General features: G+C 68.1%; 27 protein-coding genes. 12 read left to right on the plus strand and 15 right to left on the minus strand.

The window, feature by feature from the left end; all coding sequences use genetic code 11:
• Nucleotides 1-21: 21 nt before the first annotated feature.
• The 5 genes from D3H34_RS09910 to D3H34_RS09930 form a co-directional block, all read right to left on the minus strand.
• Entirely contained in the window at nucleotides 22-828 is an 807-nt protein-coding gene (locus D3H34_RS09910) for an ABC transporter ATP-binding protein (protein WP_119553289.1), read from the minus strand.
• A 122-nt stretch (nucleotides 829-950) separates the two neighbouring features.
• Nucleotides 951-2,138, minus strand: a complete 1,188-nt coding sequence (locus D3H34_RS09915) for an ABC transporter substrate-binding protein (RefSeq protein ID WP_119553290.1) — start codon at nucleotides 2,136-2,138, stop codon at nucleotides 951-953.
• A 23-nt stretch (nucleotides 2,139-2,161) separates the two neighbouring features.
• Nucleotides 2,162-3,199 carry a branched-chain amino acid ABC transporter permease gene (locus D3H34_RS09920; protein WP_119553291.1) on the minus strand — a complete coding sequence of 346 codons (1,038 nt, stop codon included), beginning with the start codon at nucleotides 3,197-3,199 and terminating at the stop codon, nucleotides 2,162-2,164.
• Nucleotides 3,200-3,287: 88 nt separating this feature from the next.
• Complete coding sequence (locus D3H34_RS09925) at nucleotides 3,288-4,166, minus strand: branched-chain amino acid ABC transporter permease (protein WP_119553292.1); 879 nt, start codon at nucleotides 4,164-4,166, stop codon at nucleotides 3,288-3,290.
• Nucleotides 4,166-5,032: an ABC transporter ATP-binding protein gene (locus tag D3H34_RS09930; RefSeq protein WP_119553415.1), complete on the minus strand. Its 867-nt coding sequence runs from the start codon at nucleotides 5,030-5,032 to the stop codon at nucleotides 4,166-4,168. The genes D3H34_RS09925 and D3H34_RS09930 overlap by 1 nt, the downstream gene beginning before the upstream one ends.
• A 139-nt stretch (nucleotides 5,033-5,171) precedes the next feature.
• Here D3H34_RS09930 and D3H34_RS09935 point away from each other — a divergent pair, with 139 nt between their 5' ends.
• From D3H34_RS09935 to arfB, 4 genes are all read left to right on the plus strand, one after another.
• Nucleotides 5,172-5,831: a TetR/AcrR family transcriptional regulator gene (locus D3H34_RS09935; protein WP_167481166.1), complete on the plus strand. Its 660-nt coding sequence runs from the start codon at nucleotides 5,172-5,174 to the stop codon at nucleotides 5,829-5,831.
• On the plus strand, nucleotides 5,828-6,622 hold the full coding sequence (locus tag D3H34_RS09940; RefSeq protein ID WP_119553294.1) for an enoyl-CoA hydratase/isomerase family protein: 795 nt from the start codon (nucleotides 5,828-5,830) through the stop codon (nucleotides 6,620-6,622). Before D3H34_RS09935 ends, D3H34_RS09940 begins: the two co-directional genes overlap by 4 nt.
• Before the next feature lie 71 nt (nucleotides 6,623-6,693).
• Complete coding sequence (locus D3H34_RS09945) at nucleotides 6,694-7,878, plus strand: acetyl-CoA C-acyltransferase family protein (protein ID WP_119553295.1); 1,185 nt, start codon at nucleotides 6,694-6,696, stop codon at nucleotides 7,876-7,878.
• Between the two features lie 16 nt (nucleotides 7,879-7,894).
• A complete protein-coding gene (gene arfB, locus D3H34_RS09950) occupies nucleotides 7,895-8,302 on the plus strand; it encodes an alternative ribosome rescue aminoacyl-tRNA hydrolase ArfB (protein WP_119553416.1) in 408 nt (135 codons plus the stop codon).
• Here the strand turns inward: arfB and D3H34_RS09955 are convergent.
• A complete protein-coding gene (locus tag D3H34_RS09955; protein WP_286185592.1) occupies nucleotides 8,271-8,936 on the minus strand; it encodes a DUF2306 domain-containing protein in 666 nt (221 codons plus the stop codon). The two genes, arfB and D3H34_RS09955, sit on opposite strands and share 32 nt — an antisense overlap.
• Before the next feature lie 37 nt (nucleotides 8,937-8,973).
• Here D3H34_RS09955 and D3H34_RS09960 point away from each other — a divergent pair, with 37 nt between their 5' ends.
• A complete protein-coding gene (locus D3H34_RS09960) occupies nucleotides 8,974-9,507 on the plus strand; it encodes a DUF3299 domain-containing protein (RefSeq protein WP_286185593.1) in 534 nt (177 codons plus the stop codon).
• Here the strand turns inward: D3H34_RS09960 and D3H34_RS09965 are convergent.
• The gene (locus D3H34_RS09965; RefSeq protein ID WP_119553297.1) at nucleotides 9,491-9,997 is read right to left on the minus strand and encodes a GNAT family N-acetyltransferase; all 507 of its coding nucleotides are present in this window, start codon (nucleotides 9,995-9,997) and stop codon (nucleotides 9,491-9,493) included. The genes D3H34_RS09960 and D3H34_RS09965 overlap by 17 nt on opposite strands.
• Before the next feature lie 144 nt (nucleotides 9,998-10,141).
• Between D3H34_RS09965 and D3H34_RS09970 the strand changes: the two genes are divergently transcribed.
• Nucleotides 10,142-10,555 carry a GFA family protein gene (locus D3H34_RS09970; protein ID WP_119553298.1) on the plus strand — a complete coding sequence of 138 codons (414 nt, stop codon included), beginning with the start codon at nucleotides 10,142-10,144 and terminating at the stop codon, nucleotides 10,553-10,555.
• Between the two features lie 20 nt (nucleotides 10,556-10,575).
• Here D3H34_RS09970 and D3H34_RS09975 read toward each other — a convergent pair whose 3' ends face one another.
• The 7 genes from D3H34_RS09975 to D3H34_RS10005 all read right to left on the minus strand — a co-directional run bounded on the left by D3H34_RS09975 (nucleotide 10,576) and on the right by D3H34_RS10005 (nucleotide 17,101).
• Nucleotides 10,576-11,460 carry a LysR family transcriptional regulator gene (locus D3H34_RS09975; RefSeq protein ID WP_119553299.1) on the minus strand — a complete coding sequence of 295 codons (885 nt, stop codon included), beginning with the start codon at nucleotides 11,458-11,460 and terminating at the stop codon, nucleotides 10,576-10,578.
• A gap of 31 nt (nucleotides 11,461-11,491) precedes the next feature.
• On the minus strand, nucleotides 11,492-13,222 hold the full coding sequence (locus D3H34_RS09980; RefSeq protein ID WP_119553418.1) for a SulP family inorganic anion transporter: 1,731 nt from the start codon (nucleotides 13,220-13,222) through the stop codon (nucleotides 11,492-11,494).
• A gap of 61 nt (nucleotides 13,223-13,283) precedes the next feature.
• Nucleotides 13,284-13,739, minus strand: coding sequence for a DUF2501 domain-containing protein (locus tag D3H34_RS09985; RefSeq protein ID WP_119553300.1), 456 nt, complete (start codon nucleotides 13,737-13,739; stop codon nucleotides 13,284-13,286).
• A gap of 116 nt (nucleotides 13,740-13,855) precedes the next feature.
• On the minus strand, nucleotides 13,856-15,073 hold the full coding sequence (locus D3H34_RS09990; RefSeq protein WP_119553301.1) for a beta-ketoacyl-[acyl-carrier-protein] synthase family protein: 1,218 nt from the start codon (nucleotides 15,071-15,073) through the stop codon (nucleotides 13,856-13,858).
• Nucleotides 15,070-15,312, minus strand: a complete 243-nt coding sequence (locus D3H34_RS09995) for an acyl carrier protein (protein WP_119553302.1) — start codon at nucleotides 15,310-15,312, stop codon at nucleotides 15,070-15,072. The genes D3H34_RS09990 and D3H34_RS09995 overlap by 4 nt, the downstream gene beginning before the upstream one ends.
• A gap of 99 nt (nucleotides 15,313-15,411) precedes the next feature.
• Nucleotides 15,412-16,146: a phosphatase PAP2 family protein gene (locus D3H34_RS10000; RefSeq protein WP_119553303.1), complete on the minus strand. Its 735-nt coding sequence runs from the start codon at nucleotides 16,144-16,146 to the stop codon at nucleotides 15,412-15,414.
• Nucleotides 16,147-16,210: 64 nt separating this feature from the next.
• Complete coding sequence (locus tag D3H34_RS10005) at nucleotides 16,211-17,101, minus strand: AraC family transcriptional regulator (RefSeq protein ID WP_205736706.1); 891 nt, start codon at nucleotides 17,099-17,101, stop codon at nucleotides 16,211-16,213.
• A gap of 89 nt (nucleotides 17,102-17,190) precedes the next feature.
• Here D3H34_RS10005 and D3H34_RS10010 point away from each other — a divergent pair, with 89 nt between their 5' ends.
• Entirely contained in the window at nucleotides 17,191-18,444 is a 1,254-nt protein-coding gene (locus tag D3H34_RS10010) for an MFS transporter (protein ID WP_119553304.1), read from the plus strand.
• A 37-nt stretch (nucleotides 18,445-18,481) separates the two neighbouring features.
• A complete protein-coding gene (locus D3H34_RS10015; RefSeq protein ID WP_119553305.1) occupies nucleotides 18,482-19,231 on the plus strand; it encodes a sulfite exporter TauE/SafE family protein in 750 nt (249 codons plus the stop codon).
• Between the two features lie 640 nt (nucleotides 19,232-19,871).
• On the opposite strand, the gene D3H34_RS10025 is transcribed toward D3H34_RS10015, so the two are convergent.
• Entirely contained in the window at nucleotides 19,872-20,789 is a 918-nt protein-coding gene (locus D3H34_RS10025; protein ID WP_119553306.1) for an AEC family transporter, read from the minus strand.
• Between the two features lie 113 nt (nucleotides 20,790-20,902).
• Here D3H34_RS10025 and D3H34_RS10030 point away from each other — a divergent pair, with 113 nt between their 5' ends.
• From D3H34_RS10030 to D3H34_RS10045, 4 genes are all read left to right on the plus strand, one after another.
• The gene (locus D3H34_RS10030; RefSeq protein WP_119553307.1) at nucleotides 20,903-21,877 is read left to right on the plus strand and encodes a tripartite tricarboxylate transporter substrate binding protein BugE; all 975 of its coding nucleotides are present in this window, start codon (nucleotides 20,903-20,905) and stop codon (nucleotides 21,875-21,877) included.
• Nucleotides 21,878-21,943: 66 nt separating this feature from the next.
• On the plus strand, nucleotides 21,944-22,858 hold the full coding sequence (xerD, locus tag D3H34_RS10035) for a site-specific tyrosine recombinase XerD (RefSeq protein ID WP_119553308.1): 915 nt from the start codon (nucleotides 21,944-21,946) through the stop codon (nucleotides 22,856-22,858).
• Between the two features lie 39 nt (nucleotides 22,859-22,897).
• Nucleotides 22,898-23,872, plus strand: a complete 975-nt coding sequence (locus tag D3H34_RS10040) for a Bug family tripartite tricarboxylate transporter substrate binding protein (protein WP_119553309.1) — start codon at nucleotides 22,898-22,900, stop codon at nucleotides 23,870-23,872.
• A 41-nt stretch (nucleotides 23,873-23,913) separates the two neighbouring features.
• Nucleotides 23,914-24,906 carry a Bug family tripartite tricarboxylate transporter substrate binding protein gene (locus D3H34_RS10045; protein WP_119553310.1) on the plus strand — a complete coding sequence of 331 codons (993 nt, stop codon included), beginning with the start codon at nucleotides 23,914-23,916 and terminating at the stop codon, nucleotides 24,904-24,906.
• Nucleotides 24,907-24,939: the final 33 nt, after the last annotated feature.

Genomic DNA, 24,939 nt, shown 5'->3' on the forward strand with positions numbered 1-24,939 from the left:
AAGGGGGGGTGGGCGTTGCCGTCATGACAGCCAGCGCTTGCGGCGCTTGTAGTGCTTCAACTCGCGGAAGCTGCGCGATTCGCCGCTGCCGCCCACGCCGAGGTAGAACTCGCGCACGTCGGGGTCGGCCGCCAGCCGCTCGGCGCTGCCGTCGATCACGACCTTGCCGCTTTCCATGATGTAGCCCGTGTGCGCGATGGCCAGGGCTACGCTGGCGTTCTGTTCGACCAGCAGCATCGAGGTGCCGCGTTCGGCGTTGATGCGCGCGATGATCGTGAAGATGTCTTCCACCAGCTTCGGCGACAAGCCCAGCGAAGGCTCGTCGAGCAAGATGAGCTGCGGCTGCGCGACCAGCGCGCGGCCGATGGCGAGCATCTGCTGCTCGCCGCCCGAGAGATAACCCGCCAGGCCCTTGCGGCGCTCGTGCAGGCGCGGGAAGTAGGCGTAGACGTCGTCGAAGTTGCGCGATGGCGTGGTGCCGTCGCGGCCCGCGAGCGCATAGGTGGCGGCGACGAGATTCTCTTCCACCGTGAGATCCTCGAACACGCGGCGGCCTTCCATCACGTGGCTCAGGCCGCGTCGTACGAGTTGCTGCGGCGCAAGCCGTTCGGTGGACGCGCCGTCGAACACGATGCGCCCGGCCTCGACCTCGCCGTCTTCCAGCGCGAGCAGGCCCGACACCGCTTTCAGCGTGGTCGACTTGCCCGCGCCGTTGCTGCCCAGCAGCGCCACGATCTGCCCGCGCGGCACGGCCAGCGACAGGCCGCGCAAGACTTGCACGACCTTGTTGTAGACCACTTCCACGTTGTTGACCTCGAGGACATTCACGGCTCACCCCCAGTCTTCGCGCACTTCGTGTCGCTTCGCCAACCCCCTACCGGGGGCAACACCAGCAGCCCGGCAAAGCCGGTTCTGCGGTGTTCCTGGAAGAAGAGTCGGGCGCTCATGGCCTAGTGCGAGAGGCTGATCCAGTCCGACGCCGGCACCATCTTCTGCGCCTTCATGTCGGCCTTGTAGACGCGGCCCACGGGAATGGAGTTGCCCTTGATGGTGATCGGCGTGCCGATGAGGCCGCCCGTGTCGAAGTCCTTGATGGTGTTGAGCGCGGCCTTCAGGTTCTTGCCGTCCAGCGGCTTGCCGGCGTCGAGCGTGCGCTTGGCCGCCTCGGTGAACAGCATGGCCGTGAGGAAGCCCTGCGTGTAGGCCGTGCTCTGGTACTCAGGGCGCAGCGCGCGGATCTTGTCGAGCATCGGCGCCTTGGCCGAGGTGTCGTAGTAGTAGCGGTAGGGCATCACGCCCATGAAGCCGTCGCCGCCTTCGCCCATCTTCATGACGGTGGAGCTGTCCATGGTCCAGAAGGTGCCCATCCACTTGCTGGTCATGCCCATCTGCTTGCCCTGCTGCACGAACTCGGGAATGGGCGCGAGGATGTAGCCGTGGAAGATCGTGTAGTCGGGCGCCGCGCGGCGCAGCTTGATGACCTCGGTCGACACGTCGACGCTGCCCGCGGGCGTCATGAGCTTCACGGGCACGCTCAGGCCCAGCTTCTTCGCGGCGGCCTCGCTGGCCTCGATGGGATCGCGGCCGAACTCGGAGTCGGAGTACACGAAGGCCACCTTCGCGCCCGGCTTCTCCTTGGCGATGTGGCGCAGCAGGATGCCGATCTGCTCGGTGTAGTCGGGGCCGACCAGGAACTGGTTCGGATACTTGGCCGGGTCGTTGAGCTCGGTGGCGAACGAGGCGCCGGCCATCAGGATCTGGCCGCTGCGGTCCAGCTCGGGATTGATGGTCTTCGAGAAGCCGGTGGAGTCGCCGTAGTAGAGGTTGACCTTGTTCTGGCTCGTGATCTTCTTGAAGGCCGCCACCGACACGTCGACCTTGTAGCCCGTGTCTTCCGGCACGTAGCGCAGCTTGCGGCCCTTGATGCCGCCGGCGTCGTTGACCATCTTCACGTAGTCGGCAATGCCGGCGTTGATGCCCACGCCCGCGAAGGCGAACACGCCGGTCATCGGGATCGATCCGCCGATCACGATGTCTTCGGTGCCTTGCGCATTCGCAAACGGCACGGCGGCCGCGAGGCCCGCGGCGATCAGCAGGGCGCGGCGGTGGTAGGAAAGCTTCTTCGGTGTCTTGGGCATGCTTGTCTCCTGTTGGAAGGGGCTCAGTTGCGGAACGGCCATAGATGGAAAAAGCGGCGTATGCGCCGCCACACTTCTGCGAGCCCGTGCGGCTCGAACACCAGAAATCCGACGATGAGCAGGCCGAACACGACCGTGCGCACCGGCGAGAGGAACACGGTCATCTCGACGCCGCCCGGCAGCAGGTCGACCACCAGCTTGAGCAGCTCGGGCACCATGGTCATGAACACGGCGCCGAAGATGCCGCCCAGGATCGTGCCCATGCCGCCGACGATGATCGCGGCCAGGAAGAAGATCGACATCAGCAGCGGAAAGCTCTCGGGCGTGACCACGCGGAAGAAGTAGGCCCACAGCCCGCCCGCCACGCCCGCGTAGAACGACGAGAGCCCGAACGACAGCAGCTTGTAGCGCAGCAGCGGAATGCCCAGCACCTCGGCCGAGATGTCGCGGTCGCGGATCGCGATAAAGGCGCGGCCCACGCGCGTGCGAAAGAGGTTGGCCGCGCCCAGCACCATCAGCACCATCACCGGCACGATCACCCAGTAGAGGCGGAAGGACGTGTCCAACGCCAGGCCGAAGAACTGCGCGGGCGGCAGCGAGATGCCGGTGGTGCCGCCGGTGAGCTTGAGGTTGGCGAACAGGAAGTGCGCGATGAACGATGCAGCGATGGTCGCGATCGCGAGGTACAGGCCCTTCACGCGCAGCGACGGAATGCCCACGACGAGCCCGCCGAGCATCGCGACCACGCCGCCCGCGAGGATGTTGAGCAGGAAGGGCGTGCCCAGCCGCGTCTGCATGATCGCCACGGTGTAGGCGCCCAGGCCCATGAACGCGGCCTGCCCCAGGCTCACGAGACCGGTGTAGCCCGTGAGGATGTTCAGGCCCGTGGCGCTCGCGACGTTGATGGCGACGAGGCACGCGAGGTACAGCCAGTAGTCGCTGGCCATGAAGGGGAACAGCACGAGCAGCGCCGCGCCGATGGCGAGCCACGTCTTCTGCGTGCGCGAGTCGAACAGCGCCGCGTCGGCAATGTAGCTTTGCTTGAGAGTGCCGATGCGCATCAGTTCGCCCGCCGGGCCGCCCCAAGGGCGAACAGCGCCCCCCCGGGGGGCAGTGAGGACACGAAGTGCCGAACGTGGGGGCTCATGTTCATAGTCTTTCGATCTCGTGCGTGCCAAAGAGGCCGTAGGGCCGCACCATCAGCACGAGTACCAGCACGATGAAGGTGGCGAGCAGCTTGTATTCGCCGCCCAGGTAGGAACCGGCCAGTGCCTCGATCAGCCCGATGAGCACGCCGCCCACCAGCGCGCCCAGCACGCTGTCGAGCCCGCCGACGATCACCACCACCAGCACCGACAGCCCGAACACGCCCATCGACGACGAGATGCCGCCGATGGCGCCGACGATGATGCCGGCCACCGCCGCGATCATGGCCGAGGCCACCCAGGCCAGCGAGAACACGCGCGGCACGTTGATGCCCATCGAGTACGCCGCCGCCTGGTCCGAGGCCGTAGCGCGCAGTGCGACGCCGCCGCGCCAGAAGCGGAACAGCAGCAGCACCAGCCCGATCAGCACCACCGCGATCAGCGCGCCGTAGGCGATCTTCGGGGCGAGGAAAGCCTCGCCGATCATCACGGGCGTGTTGGGCAGGAACTCGGGCAGGCGGCGCTGGTCGGCGGTCCAGATGATCTCGACCAGACCGACCAGGATCGACGCCAGCCCCACCGTCACCATGAACACCGAGATCGGCGGCTCGCCCAGCAGCGGGCGGATCATGGTGCGTTCGATCACGGCACCCAGCAGGCCGGTGCCGATCACCGAGCCCAGCACCGCCATCCAGATCGGCAGCGAGAAGCTCGCGGCGAAGGTGAAGAACAGATAGGCGCCGACCATCAGCATTTCGCCGATGGCGATGTTGACCACGCGCGTGGCCTTGTAGACCAGCACGAAGGCCAGCGCCGCCAGCGCATAAAGGCCGCCGCCGGCGATGCCTGTGAGCGCGATCTCGAAGAGGTAGGCCCAATCCATCAGGCCACTCCTGCTGTGGTTTCGCCGCGCAGCCGCCGCCGCAGCTCGCCGACATCGCCGGCGCCCAGGTACGCGCGGATCACCTCGGGGTCGGCCTGCACATGCGCCGGCGTGCCCTGCGCGATCACCTGGCCGAAGTTGAGCACCACCACGTGGTCCGACAGGTCCATCACCATGCCCATGTCGTGCTCCACCATCAGCACCGTGATGCCCCATTCGCGCCGCACGTCGAGGATGAAGCGCGCCATGTCCTCGGTCTCTTCGCGGTTCATGCCGGCCACGGGCTCGTCGAGCATCAGCACCTTGGGCTGCATGGCCAGCGCGCGCGCCATCTCGACGCGCTTTTGCAGGCCGTAGGGCAGGGCTGCCACCGAGGCGTGGCGGATGTGGTCGATCTCGAGGAAATCGATGATGCGTTCTTCCACGTCGCGGCGCAGCTCGGCCTCCTCGCGGCGCGCGCGGCCCAGGTAGAAGAGGGCGTCGAACACGTTGGTCTTCAGGTGCGCGTGGCGTCCGAGCTTGATGTTGTCGAGCACCGTCATGCCGCGGAACAGCGCGATGTTCTGGAAACTGCGCGCCAGGCCCAGCGCCGCGCGCTTCGGTGCCGGCAGGCGGGTGATGTCCTCGCCCTCGAACAGCACGCGGCCCTGCGAAGGCTTGTAGAAGCCCGAGATGGTGTTGAACAGCGAGGTCTTGCCCGCGCCGTTGGGGCCGATCACCGCGGTGATGGAGCCCGGGGCCACGCTGAAACCCACGTTCGTCAGCGCCTTCACGCCGCCGAACGCCAGCGTCAGGGCCTCGGCCTGCAGCACGGGGGCCGTGGCGGCGGGGGCGGAAGTCGTATCCCGTCGAGACTCGTCAGGCATGGCCAAAGGTGCGCGCCGCAAGGTCAGGGTTTGTGTTCAGCAGCAAGAGGCTACTGGCCCGTAGAATTCCTACTGGCCGGTAATGTCCGTGTTCGCCGCAGTTCGCGGCATCGGGACTTTCCCCGCCCGCACAAACCCCATGCCCCGTTCCACCGCTGTTCCTGCTTCAGCCTCCCCGTGGCAGCCCGCCGACCGCCGCGCGCAGCAGCGCGAGGTCAAGCGCATGGCCGTGCTGCGCACGGCCGCCCAACTCTTCAACGAACGCGGCTTTCACGCCACCTCGCTCGACGACATTGCCGAGCGGCTGAACGTGAGCAAGCCCACGCTGTACTACTACATCGAGAACAAGGACCAGATCCTGCTGGAGTGCGTGAAGATGGCGCTCGACCTGATGCAGTCCGGCATCGGCGAGGTGCGCGCCGCTGGCGGCAGCGCCATCGACCAGCTCAAGGCCTGCATGCGCATCTACTCGGGCGTGGTCACGCAGGACTTCGGCATGTGCGTGATCCGCATCGGCGAAGACCCGCTGCCCGATCCGCTCAAGAAGGAACTGCGCCGCCTGAAGGCCGGCATCGACGGCCACTTTCGCCGCCTGATCGAGGAGGGCGTGGCCGAGGGCGCGCTCGCACCCTGCGATCCGAAGATGGCCGCCTTCATGCTGGCCGGCGCGCTGAGCTGGATCGGCCGTTGGTACCGCCCCGACGGTGACCTCACGCCCGACCAGATCGCCGACCAGGGAATCGAATTGCTGCTCAATGGCGTGCTGCAGCGCGCCCCCACGAAAGTAACGGCCCCATGACGACCCAAGACACTTCTTCTTCCCCACTGCTGGTGGGCCGCGAAGGCGCGGTGGCCACGCTGCGCTTCAACCGGCCGGCGGCGCTCAACGCCATCGACGTGCCGATGGCCAATGCTTTTCTCGACGCCGCGCGCGCACTGGCGGCCGACAGGAGCGTGCGCGCCGTGCTGGTCAGCGGCGCGGGCAAGGGCTTCATGGCCGGCGGCGACCTCGGCGTGCTCAGCGCCGATCCGAAGCAGGGCGCGGCCGACCTCATCGGTCCGCTGCACGAGGCGCTGACCGTGCTCGACGGCATGGATGCGCCCCTCGTCGCGCAGGTGCACGGCGTGGCGGCCGGCGCCGGCCTGAGCCTGATGCTGCAGGCCGACTTCGTGCTCGCGGCCGAGGGCACGCGCTTCAACCTCGCCTACGTGAATATCGGCACGAGCTGCGACGTGGGCGCCTCGTGGGCGCTGCCGCGGCTCGTCGGCATGCGCCGTGCGCTGGAGATCGCCATGCTCGGCGATGCCTACGACACCGCCGCCGCCGAGCGCATGGGCCTCATCAACCGTGTGGTGCCTGCCGCCGATCTCGAGTCCGAAGCCATGGCCCTCGCGCAGCGGCTGGCCAAGGGGCCGACCGTGGCGCTGGGCAACCTGCGCCGCCTGATGCGCGGCTCGCTCGACCGCGACCTGCGCAGCCAGCTCGATGCCGAGTCGGCCGCCTTCCAGGTCTGCGCTGCCAGCGACGACTTCCGCATCGGCCTCGATGCCTTCTTCGGCAAGAAGGCGCCGGCTTTCACGGGTCGCTGAGCGGCCATTGACCGGCCGTTGACCCGTCACTGATCCGTCTTTCGCTTTTTTCAATCCAGGAGATCTTCACCATGACCCAACGCGACATCTTCGTGGTCGGCACCGCCCGCACCGCCATCGGCACCTTCGGCGGCGCGCTGAAGGACGTACCCAACACGCAACTGGCCACCACCGCCGTCAAGGCCGCCATCGAGCGCAGCGGCGTCGCGGCCGACGCCATCGGCCACGTGGTCATGGGCAACGTGATTCCCACCGATGTGAAGGACGCCTACCTCAGCCGCGTGGCCGCCATCGACGCGGGCTGCCCGATCGAGACGCCGGCCTTCAACGTCAACCGCCTGTGCGGCTCGGGCCTGCAGGCCATCGTGTCGGCGGCGCAGGCCATTGCGCTGGGCGACTGCGACATCGCCATCGGCGGCGGTTCGGAATCGATGAGCCGCGGCCCTTACTTCGACACCTCCGCACGCTACGGCGCGCGCATGGGCGACGCGGTGCTGGTCGACTACATGCTGGGCATCCTCCACGACCCGTGGGAGAAGATCCACATGGGCATCACGGCCGAGAACGTGGCCGCGCGCTACGGCATCTCGCGCGAGCAGATGGACGAACTGGCCGTGACCAGCCAGCAGCGCGCCGCAGCCGCCATCGCCGCCGGCCGCTTCAAGGAGCAGATCGTTCCGGTCGAGGTGAAGACGCGCAAGGGCGTCGTGCTGTTCGACACCGACGAGCATGTGCGTGCCGACACGACGGTCGACACGCTCGCCAAGATGAAGCCCGCCTTCAAGAAGGACGGCCTCGTGACCGCCGGCAACGCCTCGGGCATCAACGACGGCGCCGCCGCCGTGGTTCTTGCTGAAGGCGGCCGCGTGAAGGCGCTGGGCCTGAAGCCACTGGCGCGCCTGGTCGGCTATGCGCACGCCGGCGTCGAGCCCGCGTACATGGGCATCGGCCCGGTGCCCGCCACGCGCAAGGTGCTGGAGCGCACCGGCCTGAAGGTGAGCGACTTCGACGTGATCGAATCGAACGAAGCCTTCGCGGCGCAGGCCTGCGCGGTCATCAAGGAACTGGGCTTCGACCCCGCCAAGGTGAATCCGAACGGCTCGGGCATCTCGCTGGGCCACCCGGTGGGCGCGACCGGCGCGATCATCACGACGAAGGCGATCGCCGAGCTGCACCGCACGGGCGGTCGCTATGCGCTGGTCACGATGTGCATCGGTGGCGGCCAAGGCATCGCCGCCGTGTTTGAACGCGTTTGAGGGCACACTCGCGGGCATGCTCCGCCCACCTCTCCTGATCGACCCCGACGAGGTCGACTTCAGCGCCATCCGTGCGCAGGGGGCGGGCGGGCAGAACGTCAACAAGGTGTCGAGCGCGGTGCACCTGCGCTACGACATCCCGGCCAGCTCGCTGCCGGCCGATGTGAAGGAGCGGCTGCTCGCGCTGCGCGACAGCCGCATCACGCAGGAAGGCGTCTTCGTGCTCAAGGCGCAGACGCACCGCACACAGGAGATGAACCGCGCCGACGCGCTCGCGCGGCTGCAGGCCGTGATCGACAGCGTGGCCACGGCGCCGCGCGTGCGGCGCGCCACCAAGCCCACCTATGGTTCGAAGCAGCGCCGGCTCGAGGGCAAGAGCCAGCGCTCGCAGATCAAGAGCCTGCGCGGACGGGTGCAGGACTGACCGGCTTGTCGCCGCGCAGCCGCTTGATCTGCAGCGTCACGCCGACCACATACAGTGCGCCCAGCACCGCCGTGAGGGCCTTCAGTTCGGGTGCTTCTGCACTCGGCAGCAGCGGTGCGCCCAGCGGCAGGCGCGTCAGCGTTTCGGTGAAGGCCGGAATCCAGTGGAAGAGAAAGCTCGCCGAATAGGCGACGGCCTCGATGTAGCGCGATTTCGCCCCGAGCCGCCCGTATCCCGCCAGCGCGCCGACCGCCAGCGCCACCAGGGTGATGATGCCCAGCGCATGCGGCTTGCCGAAGCCGCCGTGCTGGAAGATGCCGAAGCCCGTGAGGCAGGTCAGCACCGTGGTCCAGACAAAGACCTGGCCCAGGCGGGTGCGCAGGGTGATTTCCTTGTAGCGCAGCAGGGCCCAGATCCCTGCGAACACGGCGATCAGGCTGATCGCTGTGTGAACCGTGCCGAGTGACGTCAATCCCAGCCATCCTGTGGGTGCCATGCGGATCTCCTCGTGGTCGTGGTGCGGCATTCTGGCGCGGCGTGCGTCTTTTGTGTCACTGGCGCCATTCGTTTTGAAACAGGTCTTCCAGAGCGTTCCGAGCGCTCCGACATCTGCGGCAAGCACAATCGGGGCCATGAGTGTTTTTGTTTCTCGCACAGGGATGGTGCTTCTGATGGCTGTCGCGGGCAGCCTGCTGTCTGCCTGCAGCCCGGACGCCGCACAGGAGCAGAGCGTGCCCGCCGCGCAGGAACTGGCCTGGGACGCACTGGTGCCCAAGGAGTGGGACCCGACCCAGCGCTACCGCAACATCAGCCTCGAGGCGCTGCGCGACAACGACCCGCGCGCGATCCAGATGCTCGACGAGATGCGCGCCGTCTGGGACAACGCACCGGTCAACATCGCGCTCGACGGCAAGGCCGCGAAGCTCTCGGGCTTCGTGGTGCCGCTCGACGCCACGCCCGACGGCATCCGCGAGTTCCTGCTGGTGCCGTACTTCGGCGCCTGCATCCACACCCCGCCGCCGCCCGCCAACCAGATCGTTCACGTCATCGCGCCCGCGCCCGTCAAGGGGCTGCACGCGATGGACACGGTGCGCGTCAGCGGCACGCTCAAGGCGGCGCGCTACGCGTCGGCCGACATGGGGGTGAGCGGCTACGAGATCGCGTCGGCGGCGGTCGAGCGGCTGGTGGTCACGCAGGGGCCGTGAGCGACGCGAGTTCGCCCAGGGCCGGCTCCAGCAGCCGGTAGCTCAACCGCTCGACGACTCGGAACGCGCCAAGACCTTCATAGAACGCAATGCCCCGCGCATTCGTCGCCTTGACCGGCCAGTCGATGCGATGGCACCCGTTGGCGATGGCGCGCGCCGCCACCCAGGCCATGAGCGCGCGGCCTGCGCCGGCACTGCGGTGGTCCGACTTCACGTACAGCTCCTTGAGCTGGCAGTGCTTGCGCTGCTCCGGTGCGAAATCGACCAGCGAGTAGACCCAGGTGATCGCTGCCAGGCCGACCACGGTGCGTTCGTCGGTCGATGCCACCACGAGCTGGTGCGGCGATCCGGGCGCGAGGAGATTGCCCAGGAGGTGCTCGCGCACCAGCTCGCGCGGCACGTGGGCACCTTCGTTGTAGAAGGCGTGCAGTTCACTCAGCAGTTCGACAAGGGAATCGTGTTGGGCTTCGGACACCAGATCGACGTGCATGTCGTTTCCTTTGGTTGGCGCTCCCATGACTGACGGATTCTGTTCGTGTTCGGATTCACGACGATCTTGTTACTCCCCGCCCGCGCTCCTGCCCGACTAGATTGGCCGTCACTCCCACAGAGCCACTTCGAAAGGACAAGAACCATGAACCCGACCTACACCGGCGGCTGCGCATGCGGCGCCATCCGCTACGAGATTTCCGGGGAACCCGTGTTCCAGAACGACTGCCAGTGCCTTGATTGCCAACACAAGAGCGGCACGGGCCACGGTTCGTACCTCAGCTTCGCGGGCGCCGAGGTGAAGCAGACGGGCGCGGCGACGCTGTGGCACCTCAAGGGCGACAGCGGCAACATCAAGACACGCGCCTTCTGCCCGACCTGTGGCTCGCCCGTGTACATGACCTTCGCCGCGATGCCCGGGGTCTTCACCGTACATGCCGGGAGCCTGGACGATCCCGCGCGCTACCGGCCGCAGGCGGTCACCTACGCGGTGCGCGGGCACGCCTGGGATTTCCTCGATCCGGCACTGCAGAAGTTCGAGCGCATGCCGCCGGGCTGAGGCGCGTGAGGCGCGGCCTGTCAGGCCATGCGCTGCGACAGGAAATCGAGGAACGAGGTGATGCGCGCCGACAGTTGCGTGTTGCGGTAGTACACGGCGTTGACCGGCTGGCGCACGTCCACCGTGTCCTTGGGCAGCACCTGCACCAGCGCGCCACTGGCGCGGTCGGCGGCGGTCATGAAGTCCGACAGGCACACGATGCCCACGCCGGCCAGCGCGAGTTGGCGCAAGGTTTCGCCGCTCGACGCGACGACGGTGGGCGTGATGGTCCATTCGTCGCCATGCACGCCGCGCAGCGGCCAGCGGTTGAGCGATTCGGGTTGGGTGAAGCCCAGCAGCGCGTGGCCGGCCAGTTCGTCGACCTTGCGTGGCTTGCCGTGGGCCTCGAGGTAGGCGGGGCTCGCGAGCACGCGCAGCCGGTGCGTGCCGAGCGGGCGCGCATGCAGCGTGGAATCGCGCAGCGGGCCGATGCGGATGGCGACGTCGGTGCGCCGTTCCAGCAGATCGATGGGCAGGTCGTCGGTGTCGAGCTCCAGGCTGATCTGCGGATAGAGCCGGCGGAACTCCGGCACCAGCGGCACGATGGCGTGCAGCATGAAGGGCGAGGCCGCGTTCACGCGCAGGCGGCCGGCCGGCTGCTGGCGACGCGCGGCCATGTGCTCTTCGGCGTCGTCGATGGCGTCGAGGATGGCGCGCGTGCGCTGCAGGAAGGCGGCACCTTCCTCGGTGAGTTCGAGCCGCCGCGTGGTGCGGCGCATCAGCGTGGTGCCCAGCTTCTGCTCGAGCCGGCTCAGCGCGCGGCTGATGCCCGACACGGTCTGGCCGAGCTGGTCGGCCGCAGCGGTGATCGAGCCGGTGTCCACCACCGCGCGGAACGCGACCAGTTCTTCTATGGTGGTTTTCATGGCGCCCGCGTCCGGCGAGGAAGAGAAGCGGTCAGGCCGCGGCTTCGGCGGCTTCGGGCACGTCGATGCGCGGCATCAGCGCGGCCAGCGCCTCGCCGTCGGTGCGGTAGCTGAAGAGCATCGGCCCCGGCGCGAGCAGGCCGGCGCTTTCCAGCACCTGCATGGCCGGCAGCTTCATGCCGCTCAGGTGCAGGCGCACACCCTTGGATTCCATCATCCGGCGGATCGAGCCGAACACCTCGGCGCCGGTGATGTCGATGCGGTTGATGGGCTGCGCGAACAGGCACACGTCGGTCAGGTCGGGGCGCTCGGCCAGCGCGACGGTGAGCGCGCGCTCCAGCGTGGAGGCGGAAGCGAAGTCGAGTTCGGCGTCCATGCGCACCGCGTAGAGCTGCGGTGCGAGCGGCGGCAGCTTCCAGAGGTGGCGGTCGCGCAGGCTGCCGTCGGGGTGCAGGCCCACTTCGATGATGCGTGGATGCAGGTGACGGTACATGTAGTGCGCCAGGCTGGCGAGCAGGCCGCCCAGCACGCCCCAGTAGATGCTCGGCGCGGTGGCGATGGTGAGCACGAAGGTGCCGAAGGCGATGCCGGCCTCCAGCCGCGAGATGCGCCACAGCGCGGTGAAGCTCGACGGCTTCACCAGCCCCAGGATGGCCGTGACCACCACCGCCGCCAGCACCGCCTGCGGCACGTGGTACAGCAGCGGCATGAGCCACAGCAGCGCACCGGCCACCACGGCCACGCTGAACAGCGTCGCCCAGCCGGTCTGCGCGCCCGCGTAGAGCGTGATGGCCGAGCGCGAGAACGACGAGCTGGTGGGGAACGCGCCCGTGAAGCCCGAGGCCAGCTTGGCCAGGCCCTGGCCGATCAGGTCCTGGTTTTCGTTCCACAGCGTGCCCGCCCGGCCGTTGTCGACCTTGGCGCTCGATGCGGTTTCCAGAAAGCTCACCAGCGTGATCATCAGCGCCGGCAGCACCAGCGCGCTGAAGGTGTGCGCCGGCAGCAGGCCGGGCCAGTAGAACGAGGGCAGACCAGAGGGCAGGGCGCCCACCACGGCACCGCCGCGCAGCGCGTAATTGATGCTCCAGCTGATGGCCGCGGCGCCGGCCACCAGCGCCATCGTGGTCGGAAAGCGCGGCACCCAGCGCTTGCCCAGCCACAGCACGGCGATGCTGCCCAGGCCGAAGGCGATGGCCGTGAGATCGGGCAGCGGTCCGCCCTGCAGCACCTGCGGAATGGTGCGCCCCGTGAAGCCCAGCAGTGCGGGCAACTGCGAGATGGCGATCAGCACCGCCGCGCCCTGCGTGAAGCCGATCAGCACCGGCGAATTGACCAGCCGCAGCAACCAGCCGAAGCGTCCCGCGCCGAGCACGATCTGGATCGCGCCCGACATCAGCGTGAGCCACACCGCCATCGCCACCCACTCGTCGCTGCCCGCCACCGCCAGCGGCGCGAGCGACGCGCCGACCAGCAGGCTGGTGAGCGCGGTCGGCCCCACCGACAGCCGCTGCGACGAGCTGAACATCACGGCGATGAGTGCCGGGAACAGCGCCGCATACACGCCCGTGACCAGCGGCATGCCCGCCAGCGCCGCATAGGCCACGCCCTGCGGCAACACCATCAGCGCGACGGTGATGCCGGCCATGGCCTCGTTGCGCAGGAGCGCGGCGGAAGGGCGGGGCCAGCCGAGGCAGGGAACCCAGCGCGCGAGGCGCTGGCGAAGGGAAGGCGCGGGGGAGGAAGAAGGGGAAGCCGGATTCATGAAGCGGGGCGCGCGCACGGCGGGCAGGCCGTGCGCGGAGAGCGGGAGAGAGAGAAGGAGCCTAGATCAGTGAGGTCGCGTTTTTCAGGACGTAGTCGCAGGCCTTTTCCTTGACCTTGGACGACAGCCCCTTGAGGTTGAGCGACTTGCCGTCGCCGCCCTTGAGCAGGCCCTTGGCGCCGCTCGCGAAGTCGTTTTCCTGTTTCTTCTGGCCGGTGATCTTGGCCAGCAGCTTGTCCTTGACGGACGCTGCATCGCCGCCGAGGTAGTTGTTCTTGACGCAGTACTCGAGCACGCCGGCCGCGCTGCCGACAGTGCTGGAACCGATGGCGGGCATCTTGAAGCCGCCGAGGCTGAGGTTGCTCAGCGCCGAGCTGCCGCCGCTGCTGCTGCCACTGCCTTGTGAGTTGACCGCGGCGCCGGCCTGTTCCTTCAGCTGGTCGAGCAGGTTGTTGGCCTGCGCCGAGGCGCCTGCGGCGAGCAGGGCGAGGGCAATGAGTGTGGGGCGAACGTGCATGGTGGCCTCCTTGAACGAGCATGAGGGGAGAAGCGCCCGCCAGCATACCGGAGAGCCCGGAATGTCTCTATCGCGCGGGGCACAGTGGCACAGGGTGTGCACGGCCCCGAAAACATTCAGCCCTTGCGGAACAGCAGCACCGAATTCGTGCCGCCGAAGGCGAAGGAGTTGCTGATGGCGGCGTCGAGCGCGGGCGCGGCGCTGTCGCCGGGGGCGACGAGGTTCATCTGGCAGTCGGGGTCGACCTCGCGGCAGTTCGCGTTGGGGGGCAGCTCGCGCCGATGCAGCGCCAGCACCGTGATCAGCGCCTCGATGGCCCCGGCCGCGCCCAGCATGTGGCCGTGCAGCGCCTTGGTCGAGCTGACCCGCAGGGCGTCGAAGTCGCTGCCCCAGACCTCGGCCAGCGCGTTGCGCTCGACCACGTCGCCGATGCGCGTGGCCGTGCCGTGCGCATTGCAATAGCCTACGTCGCGCGGCTGCAGGCCGGCCTGGCGCAGCGCGGCGCGCAGGGCGCGGGCCTGGCCGGGGGCGTCGGGTTTGGTGAGGTGGGTGGCATCGCTGCTCAGGCCCCAGCCGGCCAGCGTGGCGTAGCGGCGGGCTCCGCGCGCGCGGGCGCGCTCGGCCGATTCGAGAATGAGGAAGGCCGAACCTTCACCAAGGGCAAAACCACTGCGATCCGTGGCGAAGGGACGCACTGCGCCGGCGGCTTCGCCGGGCTGGAAACCGGCCAGCGTCTGCATGGCCTGCCAGGCCAGCACCACGCCCGGGACGATCAGCGCCTCGCTGCCGCCCGCGATGGCGATGTCGACCTCGCCGCGCTGCACCGCCTTGGCGGCCTCGGCAATGGCCACCGACGACGAGGCGCAGGCGACCGAGTAGGTGAGCACCGGCCCCAGCACGCCGTTGCGCATGGCCACATGGGCGGCGGGCGCGTTGGGCATGAAGGCGGGAATGGTGAGCGGCGAGACGCGCCCGTTGCCGCGGTAGGCGGCTTCGAGCGAGGCGGCACCACCCATGCCGCAGCCGGCGTAGACGCCCACGCGCTCGGCATCGACGCTTTCATCGCGCAGCGCCAGGCCGGCATCGCGCAGGGCGAGGTCGGCGGCGGCCACGGCGAGCTGGCTCACGCGGTCGACGCCTGCGAGCTGCAGCTTGGTGAACCAGCGCGTCTCGTCGAAGGCGACCGTGGCAGCGGCGGCGGGTTTGGGGAGTTCGGGAAAGACTGGCGCGATGGCCGAGCGGCCCTGCAGCAGCGCGTCGAACAGCGCGTCGGGCTCGGCGCCGTGGGGCGCCATGACGCCCAGTCCGGTGACGGCGACTTCGTGCGTGCTCACGCTGCCTTGGCGGCTCGGACCTTGTCGACCAGCTGCGCCAGCTCGGCCAGCGTGTCGATGCTCGCGTCTTCGTCGGGCATGGTGATGCCGAAGTGGTCTTCGATGGCGAACAGGAATTCGGCCAGTGCCAGCGAATCGAGTCCGCCGGTTTCGCGCATCGAGGCGTGGGGGTCGAGCTTGGACGGTTCGATGCCGTACTTCTCGTGGATCAGGTCTTGCAATTCCTTCAGCGAACTCATCTGCGATGCCTGTCGTCTTGTGCCGTCGTTGATCGACGATGCCGGCCTCTTGCGGGGCTGGCCACCGGTTCGATCCCTTCCTCGCTCGGCCTGTGGTGGTCAGTGATGACGAATGATATCCGCTCTCGAATGAGGGACATCCCCTCGCAAACGCTTGCCCGGACGCCAGCGCAGCGAGGGCAGCGCGAAGGCCAGGCCGAGCAGCGCGCCGGCCAGCGCGTCGAGCACCACATGCTGCTTGACCGCCAGCGTGGAGTAGGCAATGGCGGCAAACCAGGCCCAGTTGATCGCCTGCAGCAGCCACGGCGTGCGCGCCTCGCGCAATACATCGGCCAGGCGCACGGCCGTGAAGATGGCGACCGCCACGTGCATCGAGGGGCAGGCGTTGCCCGCCGCGTCCACGCCCTGCAGCATCGCGAAGCCGGGATAGCCCGACACGTCGATGTCCAGTGGCGGGATCTGCGTCGGCCAGAAGTAGAAGATGCCCAGGCCGCTCAGGCACAGCGCGCCGATCCACAACCCGTAGACCACCAGCTCGCGGAAGGTGAGCTGCAGCCCCGGCGCGAAGCCCACGTACACCCACAGCGACAGGTAGGCGCCGAGCGTGTAGGGCTGGAACGGAATCAGGTGATCCAGCGCCGTCAGCGGCATCACCGTGACCGGAAAGGCCGGGTTGCGCAGCAGGTGGAAGTAGCCGATGAAGAACAGCCAGGTGAAGGCCGTGGTGCCGACCGCCTTCAGCAGGAAATGGCGGCGGATGCGCAGCCAGATGTCGGCGGTCCATGTCGCGGGCCGGGTCTCGGCCGCGATGTGCAGGGGGATCGGTGAGTGCATGGGTGTCGGTTCGATCGCCGATCTTGCCAGAGGGCGATGACGTGCCCGGCCCATGTCCTGCCGGTCAGGCGGGACGTTGCTTCTTGTGCTGGAACGACGTGGGCGAGCGTCCGGTGGCCGCCTTGAACATCGCGCAGAAGGCGCTGTCGGTGGCGTAGCCGCTGGCCGACGCCACCTGGCTTACGGCCATGCCGCGCGCCAGCAGCGGCAGCGCGTGCGCCATCACGGCCTGCTGGCGCCATTGCTGCCAGCTCATGCCCAGCTGGTCGCGAAAGAGCCGCGCCACCGTGCGCTCGCTGGCGCCGATGGTGGCGGCGCGCTCAGCCAGCGTGGCGCGGTCGGCCGGGTTGCGCAGCAGCGTCTCGCACAGCTGGCGCAGGCGCTTGTCGGAGGGCAGCGGCACGTCGATGCGGATCTGCGTGGCGCGCTCGACCTCGTCGACCAGCAGCGGCGCGATCATGCGTTCGCGCTGCGGCGCATGCGGGTCGGCCGGCGGCAGGCCGTCGGGCGTGGTGTCGAGCGCGAGCATCAGGGCGCGCAGCAGCGGGCTGATCTCGAGCACCTCGCACTTCTCCCAGGTGGGCGCGATCCAGGCGTGCAGGTAGACGGTGCGCAGCTCGGCGTCTTCGATCAGCGTGATGCTGTGCGGCATGTTGGCCGGCACCCAGAGCGCGCGCGACGGCGGCACGATGTAGCTGCCATCTTGTGTGCTCAGGCGGATCACGCCGCGGGTCGAGAAGGTGAGCTGCGGCCACGGGTGCTCGTGCAGTTCGACCTGCGTGTCGCCGCTCAGGAAATGCTCCTTGGCGCGCAATGGGCGCACCGCGTCGGGTGCGTACAGGTGTGGTGTGAGCGGGCCGACGCTGTTGGTCGGCGCGGAGGGCGCCCCGCGCGCCTTGGCGGACGCGGCTGGCTCGGGGGCGGGCGGAGCGTGGGGGGGAACGGCGCTTGGCATAGTTTCGACAAATGTTGTCGCTGTATCGCCATTCTGCCGCGTCGGCGCCGCATAGCATCGGTGCTCTCCCCGGTTTTTTGTAGCAATCCATGTCATCCACTTCCACGCCGAACGCGGCCCCCACCCCTTCCTTGCGCAGCGACGCCCAACTGATCGGGCTGGTCGGCTTGGCGCATGCGGTGAGCCATTTCAGCCAGCTGATCCTGGCGCCGCTGTTCCCGTGGCTGAAGGATGCGTTCCAGGTGAGCTATGTAGAGCTTGGCGCGGTGCTCACGGTGTTCTTCGTGGTCTCGTGCATCGTGCAGGCGGCCTCGGGCTTCATCGTCGACAAGCTGGGGCCGCGCCCGGTGCTGTTCGTCGGACTGGGCGCGCTGGGGCTCGCGGCCTTCGGCTATGCCGTGGCGCAGAGCTACTGGATGCTGCTGGCGTGCGCCGTGGTCGGCGGCATCGGCAACGGCGTGTTCCATCCGGTGGACTACACGCTGTTCAACCGCAAGGTCGCGCCCACGCGGCTGGGCCATGCCTACAGCGTGCACGGCATCACCGGCAGCCTGGGCTGGGCGCTGGCCCCAGCCTTCGTGGTGCCGATCGCCATTGCCTTCTCGTGGCGCGTGGCGCTGGCCTCGGCCGGCGTGGTGGCGATCGTGGTGCTGCTGGTGCTGTGGCTGTACCGTGGCGCGCTGGCGCTCGACGCGGCGGCGGTGCACAAGGCCACGGGGCAGGGCGAGCCCGCGCCGACCGGCGGCGAGTTCGACTTCCTGCGCATCCCGGCCGTGTGGATGTGCTTCGGTTTCTTCTTTTTCTATGCCGCCGTGATCAGCGTGGTGCAGACCTTCGCGCCCGTGGCGGCGGGCCACCTGCATGCCGTGCCGGTGGCGCTGGTGGCGGTGTGCCTCACGGTCTACATGGTGGCGAGCGCGGCCGGCATGGTGGTGGGCGGCTTCCTGGCGTCCGACCCTTCGCGCTGCGAGCGCATCGTGGGGGCGGGCTTCGGCGTGGCGGCGGCACTGGCGCTGGTGCTGGCCTTCGCGCAGTTCCCGCCGGTGATGGTGCCGGTGCTGTTCGGCGCGATGGGTTTCGTCTCGGGCATTGCCGGGCCATCGCGCGACCTGCTGGTGAAGAAGTCGACGCCGCCCAATGCCACGGGGCGCGTCTACGGCGTGGTGTACGCGGGCCTGGACATCGGCCAGGCCGTGGCGCCGCTGGTGTTCGGCCGCCTGATGGACCACGGCCAGTACACGAGCGTGATCGTCGGGCTGGCGCTGGTGCAGGGCGTTCTGATCGCCAGTGCCTTCAACGTACGGCGCGTGCGGCGCACGGCGCTGGTGCCGGCCTCGGCCTGAGGCTGCTCGCCGAGGGGCGGTCGATATCATCGACCGCATGCAAGCCTTGTATGTCTATGTGATCGTCGGCGCCGTGCTGGCGGGATTCGTGCAGGGCCTCTCGGGCTTTGCCTTCGGCATGGTCGCAATGTCGATCTGGGCCTGGACGCTGGAGCCTCAGCTGGCCGCGGTGCTCGCCCTGTTCGGTGCGCTCACGGGACAGGTGATTGCTGCGGTCACCGTGCGGCGCTCCTTCGACAAGCGCATTCTCTGGCCCTTCGTGCTCGGTGGTCTGGTCGGCGTGCCCTTCGGCGTGTGGCTGTTGCCGCATCTTGATCTTGTGATGTTCAAGTTGTGCCTGGGTGTGTTGCTGGTGTTGTGGTGTCCTGCGATGCTGATGTCGCAACATCTGCCGAAGGTCGCATTTGGCGGACGTGTGGCCGATGGGGTGGCAGGTGCGATCGGCGGGGCGATGGCCGGCATCGGCGGGTTCTCGGGGACCATTCCTACGCTCTGGTGCACGTTGCGCGGTTTTCAGCGGGACACGCAGCGGGCGGTGATTCAGAACTTCAATCTTTCGATGTTGAGTGTGGCGTTTGCTGTGCATGTGGCGAGCGGGAGCATCGGGCGTTCGGTTTTGCCGTTGCTGGTGTTGGTGGCTGCTGCTGTCGCTGTGCCGGTGTTGTTGGGGGCTCGGCTCTATATCGGGATCAGTGAAGTGGCGTTTCGCAAGATCGTGTTGAGTCTGTTGACCTTGTCGGGTATCGCGATGCTGGCTTCGGCTGTGCCTGTCTTGTTGTCGCGGTGAACGCGGGGGGCTTGTTTGCTTTCCGAGGCCGGGTCTCGCCCCGGCGGGCGACCTACTTTTCTTTGCTTCGCCAAAGAAAAGTAGGCAAAAGAAAGGCGACCCCACTGTCTGCGACCCTTCGCTGCGCTACGGGCAACCTGCGGTGCTCGCATTTCGCGGGGTCTCGCAGAACTCGCTTCGCTCAAACAGCTGCGATCCCTGATCCGCGAAACGCTGCGCTCCTCGGCGCAGCCAGAGGGGAGGGGGAGGAGACGGCCCATCGCTGCGCTCGGGCAGGGAGGGCCATCGCGTTGCTCGGCCCTGGACGATTCTTTGGGGGAGGCCCCAGGCCAAGCGAAGCGAAGGCCTGTGTGGTGTTGGAAGCCGAGCGAAGCGATGGCGAGTTCGGTTTCGCCATCCCTTCTGTATGCGCCGAGGAGCGCAGCGTTTCGCGGATCAGGGCTCGCCCTTGTTTGAGCGAAGCGAGTTTGGGCGAGACCCCGCGAAATGCGAGCACCGCAGGTTGCCCGCAGCGAAGCGGAGGGACGCAGACAGCAGGGTCGCCTTTCTTTTGCCTACGTTTCTTTGGCGAAGCAAAGAAAAGTAGGTCGGCCGCCGGGCCGAGACCCGGCCCCGGGAGAAAACTCAAGCAGACATCCAACTACCGAGGCAGTGCCAGAGCAAACGGCAGGCTAACCACCCCAAGAATGGTCGACAGCGTGACCAACCCCGCAACATACGGCCCGTTGTACCCCATCCGCGCCGCCAGCACATAAGCACTCGAAGCCGTCGGCACCGCAGAAAAAGCCATCAACACCGAAGCCTGCGTAGCGTCCAACTTCAAAGCAAGCGACAACCCCCAGGCCACCAGCGGCAGAAAGAAATGCCGTATCGCCAACACCGACACCGCCAACGCCTTCCCGCGCCCGAGCGTCGCGAACTGCATGCCCGCCCCCGCCGCAAGCAGCCCCAGCGCCAGCGACGCCGCACCGATCCGCGTGAGCGTCGGCGTGGCCCAGCCCGGCACGGTGAAGCCCAGCACATTCGCCAGCAGCCCCGCCACCGTGGCGACGATCAACGGGTTGCGCACCAGCTGGCGTACGAAGCCCGTCTGCGCGTGGCGGGTCATCGGCCACACGGCGGCGATGTTGAACATCGGCACGCACACGCCGATCAGCACCGCGATCAGCAGCAGGCCTTCGGGCCCGGCCAGCCGCTCGGCAAGCGCCAGGCAGATGAAGGAGTTGAAGCGGAAGGCGATCTGCGCGCTGGCGGCATGGTCGTGCCGGTCGATATGCGTGCGCAGGCCCGGCACGAAGGGCAGGGCGTAGGCCATCGCGATGCCGGCCAGCCCGACGCCGACGCCCGCGGTCAGCAGGCTCGAGGTGGCGCCGAAGTCGAGCGGGCTGCGCACGATCGAATGGAACAGCAGCACCGGAAATAGAAAGTAATACACCAGGCTCTCGACCTGGTCCCACACGCGGCGGTCGAGCGCGGTGTAGCGGCACAGGAGCCAGCCGATGGCGATGAGGGAGAAGTCGGGGAAGAGCAGCTGCGCGTAGTTCACCGCTTCGAGCATAAACCGCCACAACTGTGGGTATTCCACAGCATGAAAGAAAGCCTCGACCCGCTAGCATCCGGGCTTCGCTTTTTTCCGGCCCCGGCCGGTCCCGTCTAGTCAAGGAGTTATCGATGCAACGTCGTCAATGGAGCGCGCTTGCGGGCGCCGCCGCGCTGGTCGCAGTGGCAGGTCAGAGTTTCGCGCAGGGCTATCCCAACAAGCCGGTCGAACTGAGCGTGCCGTTCGCACCCGGCGGCACGACGGACATCGTGGCGCGCGTGATCGCCGACCCGCTGGGCAAGGTGCTGGGCCAGCCCGTGGTGGTGATCAACCGCGCCGGTGGCGGCGGCATCGTGGGCGCCGCTGAAACCGCGCGCGCACCGGCGGACGGCTACAAGCTGGGCGTGGCCACGGTGTCGAGCACCGCGGCCAACCCGGCCATCAACCCGAAGACGCCGTACGACCCGATCACCGACTTCACGCCGATCATCAACATCGCGGCCACGCCGAACGTGATCGCCGTGAACCCGAGCTTCCCGGCCAAGAACTACGCCGAGTTCGTGGCCGAGCTGAAGAAGAACCCGGGCAAGTATTCGTACGCATCGTCGGGCACGGGCGGCATCGGCCACCTGCTGATGGAGCTGTACAAGAGCCTGACCACCACCTTCGTCACGCACATCCCATACCGCGGTGCAGGCCCGGCGCTGAACGACGTGGTGGCCGGCCAGGTGCCGATCATCTTCGACAACCTGCCCTCGGCCATGCCCTTCATCCAGAGCGGCCGGCTGGTGCCGATCGTGGTGTCGGCGCCGACGCGCGTGGCCGGCCTGCCGAACGTGCCGACCTTCAAGGAAGTCGGCCTGGAGCCGGTGAACCGCATGGCCTACTACGGCATCCTCGGCCCGAAGAACCTGCCCAAGGAAGTGGTCGACAAGATCAACGCCGGCGTGAAGAAGGCCGTGGAAGATCCGGCCGTGAAGAAGCGCATCGAAGACACCGGCTCGCTGATCGTGGCCAACACGCCCGACCAGTTCTCGGCGCAGATCAAGGCCGAGTTCGACGTCTACAAGCAGGTCGTGAAGAAGCAGAACCTCAAGCTCGACTGATCGGCTTCGCTTCCCGCAAAGCCGCCCGCGTTCCGGGCGGCTTTTTCTTTTGTTATCTTGCATCGCATGACCGAGGCCGCCGCCGCTCCCCCCACTGCCGACATCGACACCTTCATCGACGCCCTCTGGCTCGAAGATGGCTTGTCGAAGAACACGCTGGCCGCCTACCGCCGCGACCTCGCGCTGCTCGCGCAGTGGCTGCGCGAGCAGCGCGGCGGCATGGGGCTCGACGCCGCGCGCGAGACCGAGCTGCAGGCCTACATGGGTGTGCGTCTGTCGACGAAGGGCAAGGCGACGTCGGCCAACCGCCGGCTCACGGTGTTCAAGCGCTACTACCGCTGGGCGCTGCGCGAACGCCGCATCACCGTCGACCCGAGCATCCGCCTCATGCCCGCGCGCCAGATGCCGCGCGCCATCAAGACGCTGTCCGAGAAGCAGGTCGACGACTTGCTGGCCGCGCCCGATGTGGAGACGCCGCTCGGCCTGCGCGACCGCGCCATGCTCGAGCTGATGTACGCGAGCGGCCTGCGTGTGAGCGAGCTGGTGGCGCTGAAGGCGATCGACATGAGCCTCAACGACGGCGTGCTGCGTGTGCTCGGCAAGGGCAACAAGGAGCGCCTCGTGCCCTTCGGCGCCGAGGCGCGGCGCTGGATCGAGCGCTACCTCGAGGAGTCGCGCCCCGCGATCCTCGACGGCCAGCAGACGCCCGACCTGTTCGTGACCGCGCGCGGCGCGGGCATGACGCGCGTGATGTTCTGGGTCATCGTGAAGAAGCAGGCCGCGGCTGCCGGCATCCATGTGCCGCTGTCGCCGCACACGCTGCGCCACGCCTTCGCCACGCACCTGCTGAACCACGGCGTCGATTTGCGCGCGGTGCAACTGCTGCTGGGCCACGCCGACATCTCGACCACCACCATCTACACGCACGTGGCGCGCGAGCGCCTGAAGCAGCTGCATGCGCAGCACCACCCGCGCGGCTGAGGAGCGCGCGGTTTTTCAAAAAAGAAGGAGACACCTTTCATGAACAAGAAGACAGCAACCACCCTGGTCGCGGCCGCATTGCTGGCTGTGGGCGGCACCGCATTCGCGCAAGGCTTCCCGACCGCCAAGCCCATCCGCCTGATCGTCGGCTATCCGCCGGGCGGTGGCATCGACTTCGCCGCGCGCACCGTGCAGGTGCCGCTGCAGGAAGCGCTCAAGCAGCAGCTCGTGGTCGACTACAAGCCCGGCGCGAGCGGCATGATCGCGGCCACCGAACTCACGCGTCAGCCGGCTGACGGCTACACGTTGCTGCTGGCCAACACCGGCCCCTTCGCCATCGCGCCGTACCTGCAGAGCAAGCCGCCGTACGACCCCATCAAGCAGTTCACCTACATCGGGCAGATCAGCCAGGGCAGCTACATCGCCGTGACGCGGCCCGACCATCCGGCGAAGAATCTCAAGGAGTTCGTGGCGTGGGCCAAGGGCCAGCCGGGCAAGGTCAACTTCGCCTCGGGCGGCAACGGCACCTCGACGCACCTCAATGGCGAGCTCATGAACCAGGTGACCGGCCTGGACATGACGCACGTGCCGTACAAGGGCAGCGCGCCTGCCGTGCAGGACCTGCTCGGCGGGCAGACGCAGATCCTCATCGACGCGGGCAGCGTGCTGCTGCCGCAGGTGAAGGGCGGCAAGCTCAAGGCGCTGGCCGTGACCGGTCCGGTGCGCGACCCGCAACTGCCCGACGTGGCCACCGTGAAGGAGATGGGCTTCGCGGGCATGGAGGCCGTCGGCTTCCAGGGGCTGGTCGGCCCCGCCAACATGCCCAAGGACGTGGTCGATCGCCTGTCGGGTGAACTCGCCAAGGCATTGGCGACGCCCGAGATCAAGGCCAAGTTCGCGACGGCCGGCGCCGAGGTGCATCCGCTCGGGCCGGCGGCGTTCGCGGCCTTCGTCAAGGCGGACAATGAGAAGTGGTCCAAGCTGATCCGCGAGCGCAAGCTGCAGCTGGACTGACCGACTTGCCCTTTCATCGACGCACACCTCTTGCCGACACCATGAACTTCCTCGCCGCCTCCAAGCCTTCGCGCCGCACCACGACCCGGCTGCTCGCCGCCGCGGCGCTGTGCGCGGCCAGCGGCGCGCATGCGCAGACCGTGCCGCGCACCGTGCGGCTCATCGTGGCCTACCCGGCGGGCGGCGTGAGCGACGTGGTCGCACGCGCGCTCGGCGACCGGCTCGCCGCGCAGCTGGGCACGACGGTGATCGTCGACAACCGCGCAGGTGCGAGCGGCGCCATCGGCATGGACGCGGTGGCCAAGGCCGCGCCCGACGGCGCGACGCTGGGCTTCTCGGCCATCAGCCCGCTGGTGCTGAGCCCGCACCTGGGCAAGCTGCCGTTCGATCCGCTGAAGGACATCGTGCCGGTGGCCAGCGTGATGTATTCGCCCGTGCTGCTGGTCGCCACGCCCGCGAGCAAGGCGAAGGATTTCCGCGCGCTGATCGCCGAGGCGAAGGCGCAGCCCGGCGCGGTGCGCTGGGCCACCTCGGGGCCGGCTTCGCTGGGGCACATCGTGCTCGAACAGGTGCGCGCGACGGCTGGTGTGGACATCACGCACGTGCCGTACAAGGGCGGCGGCCAGCAGCTCAACGATGCGTTGAGCGGGCAGTTCGAGATTCTGTCGACCAACGCCAGCCCGACGCTGTCGGCGCACATCCAGTCGGGCAAGCTGCGCCCGCTGGCGGCCGGGGCGCCGGCGCGGCTGGAGAGCCTGTCGCAGGTGCCCACGCTGGCCGAGCTGGGCTACAGCGCGGCCAACATCCATTCGCTGTTCGGCGTGTTCGCGCCCGCGGGCACGCCGGCGGCGCTGGTCGCGAAGTACAACGCCGAGATCAACAAGGCGCTCGCCAGCCCTGAGCTGCGCGCCAAGCTCACGGCCACCGACAACGTGCCCGCCACGGGCACCCCGGCGGCCTTCGCCAAGGAAATCGCCTCCGAGTTCGAAAGCAACGGCCGCATCGTGAAGGCCGCCGGCATCAAGGCCGATTGACCCCGGCGCTTGCAGGGATGCGATTGCCTACCT

This window comes from Acidovorax cavernicola, assembly GCF_003581445.1.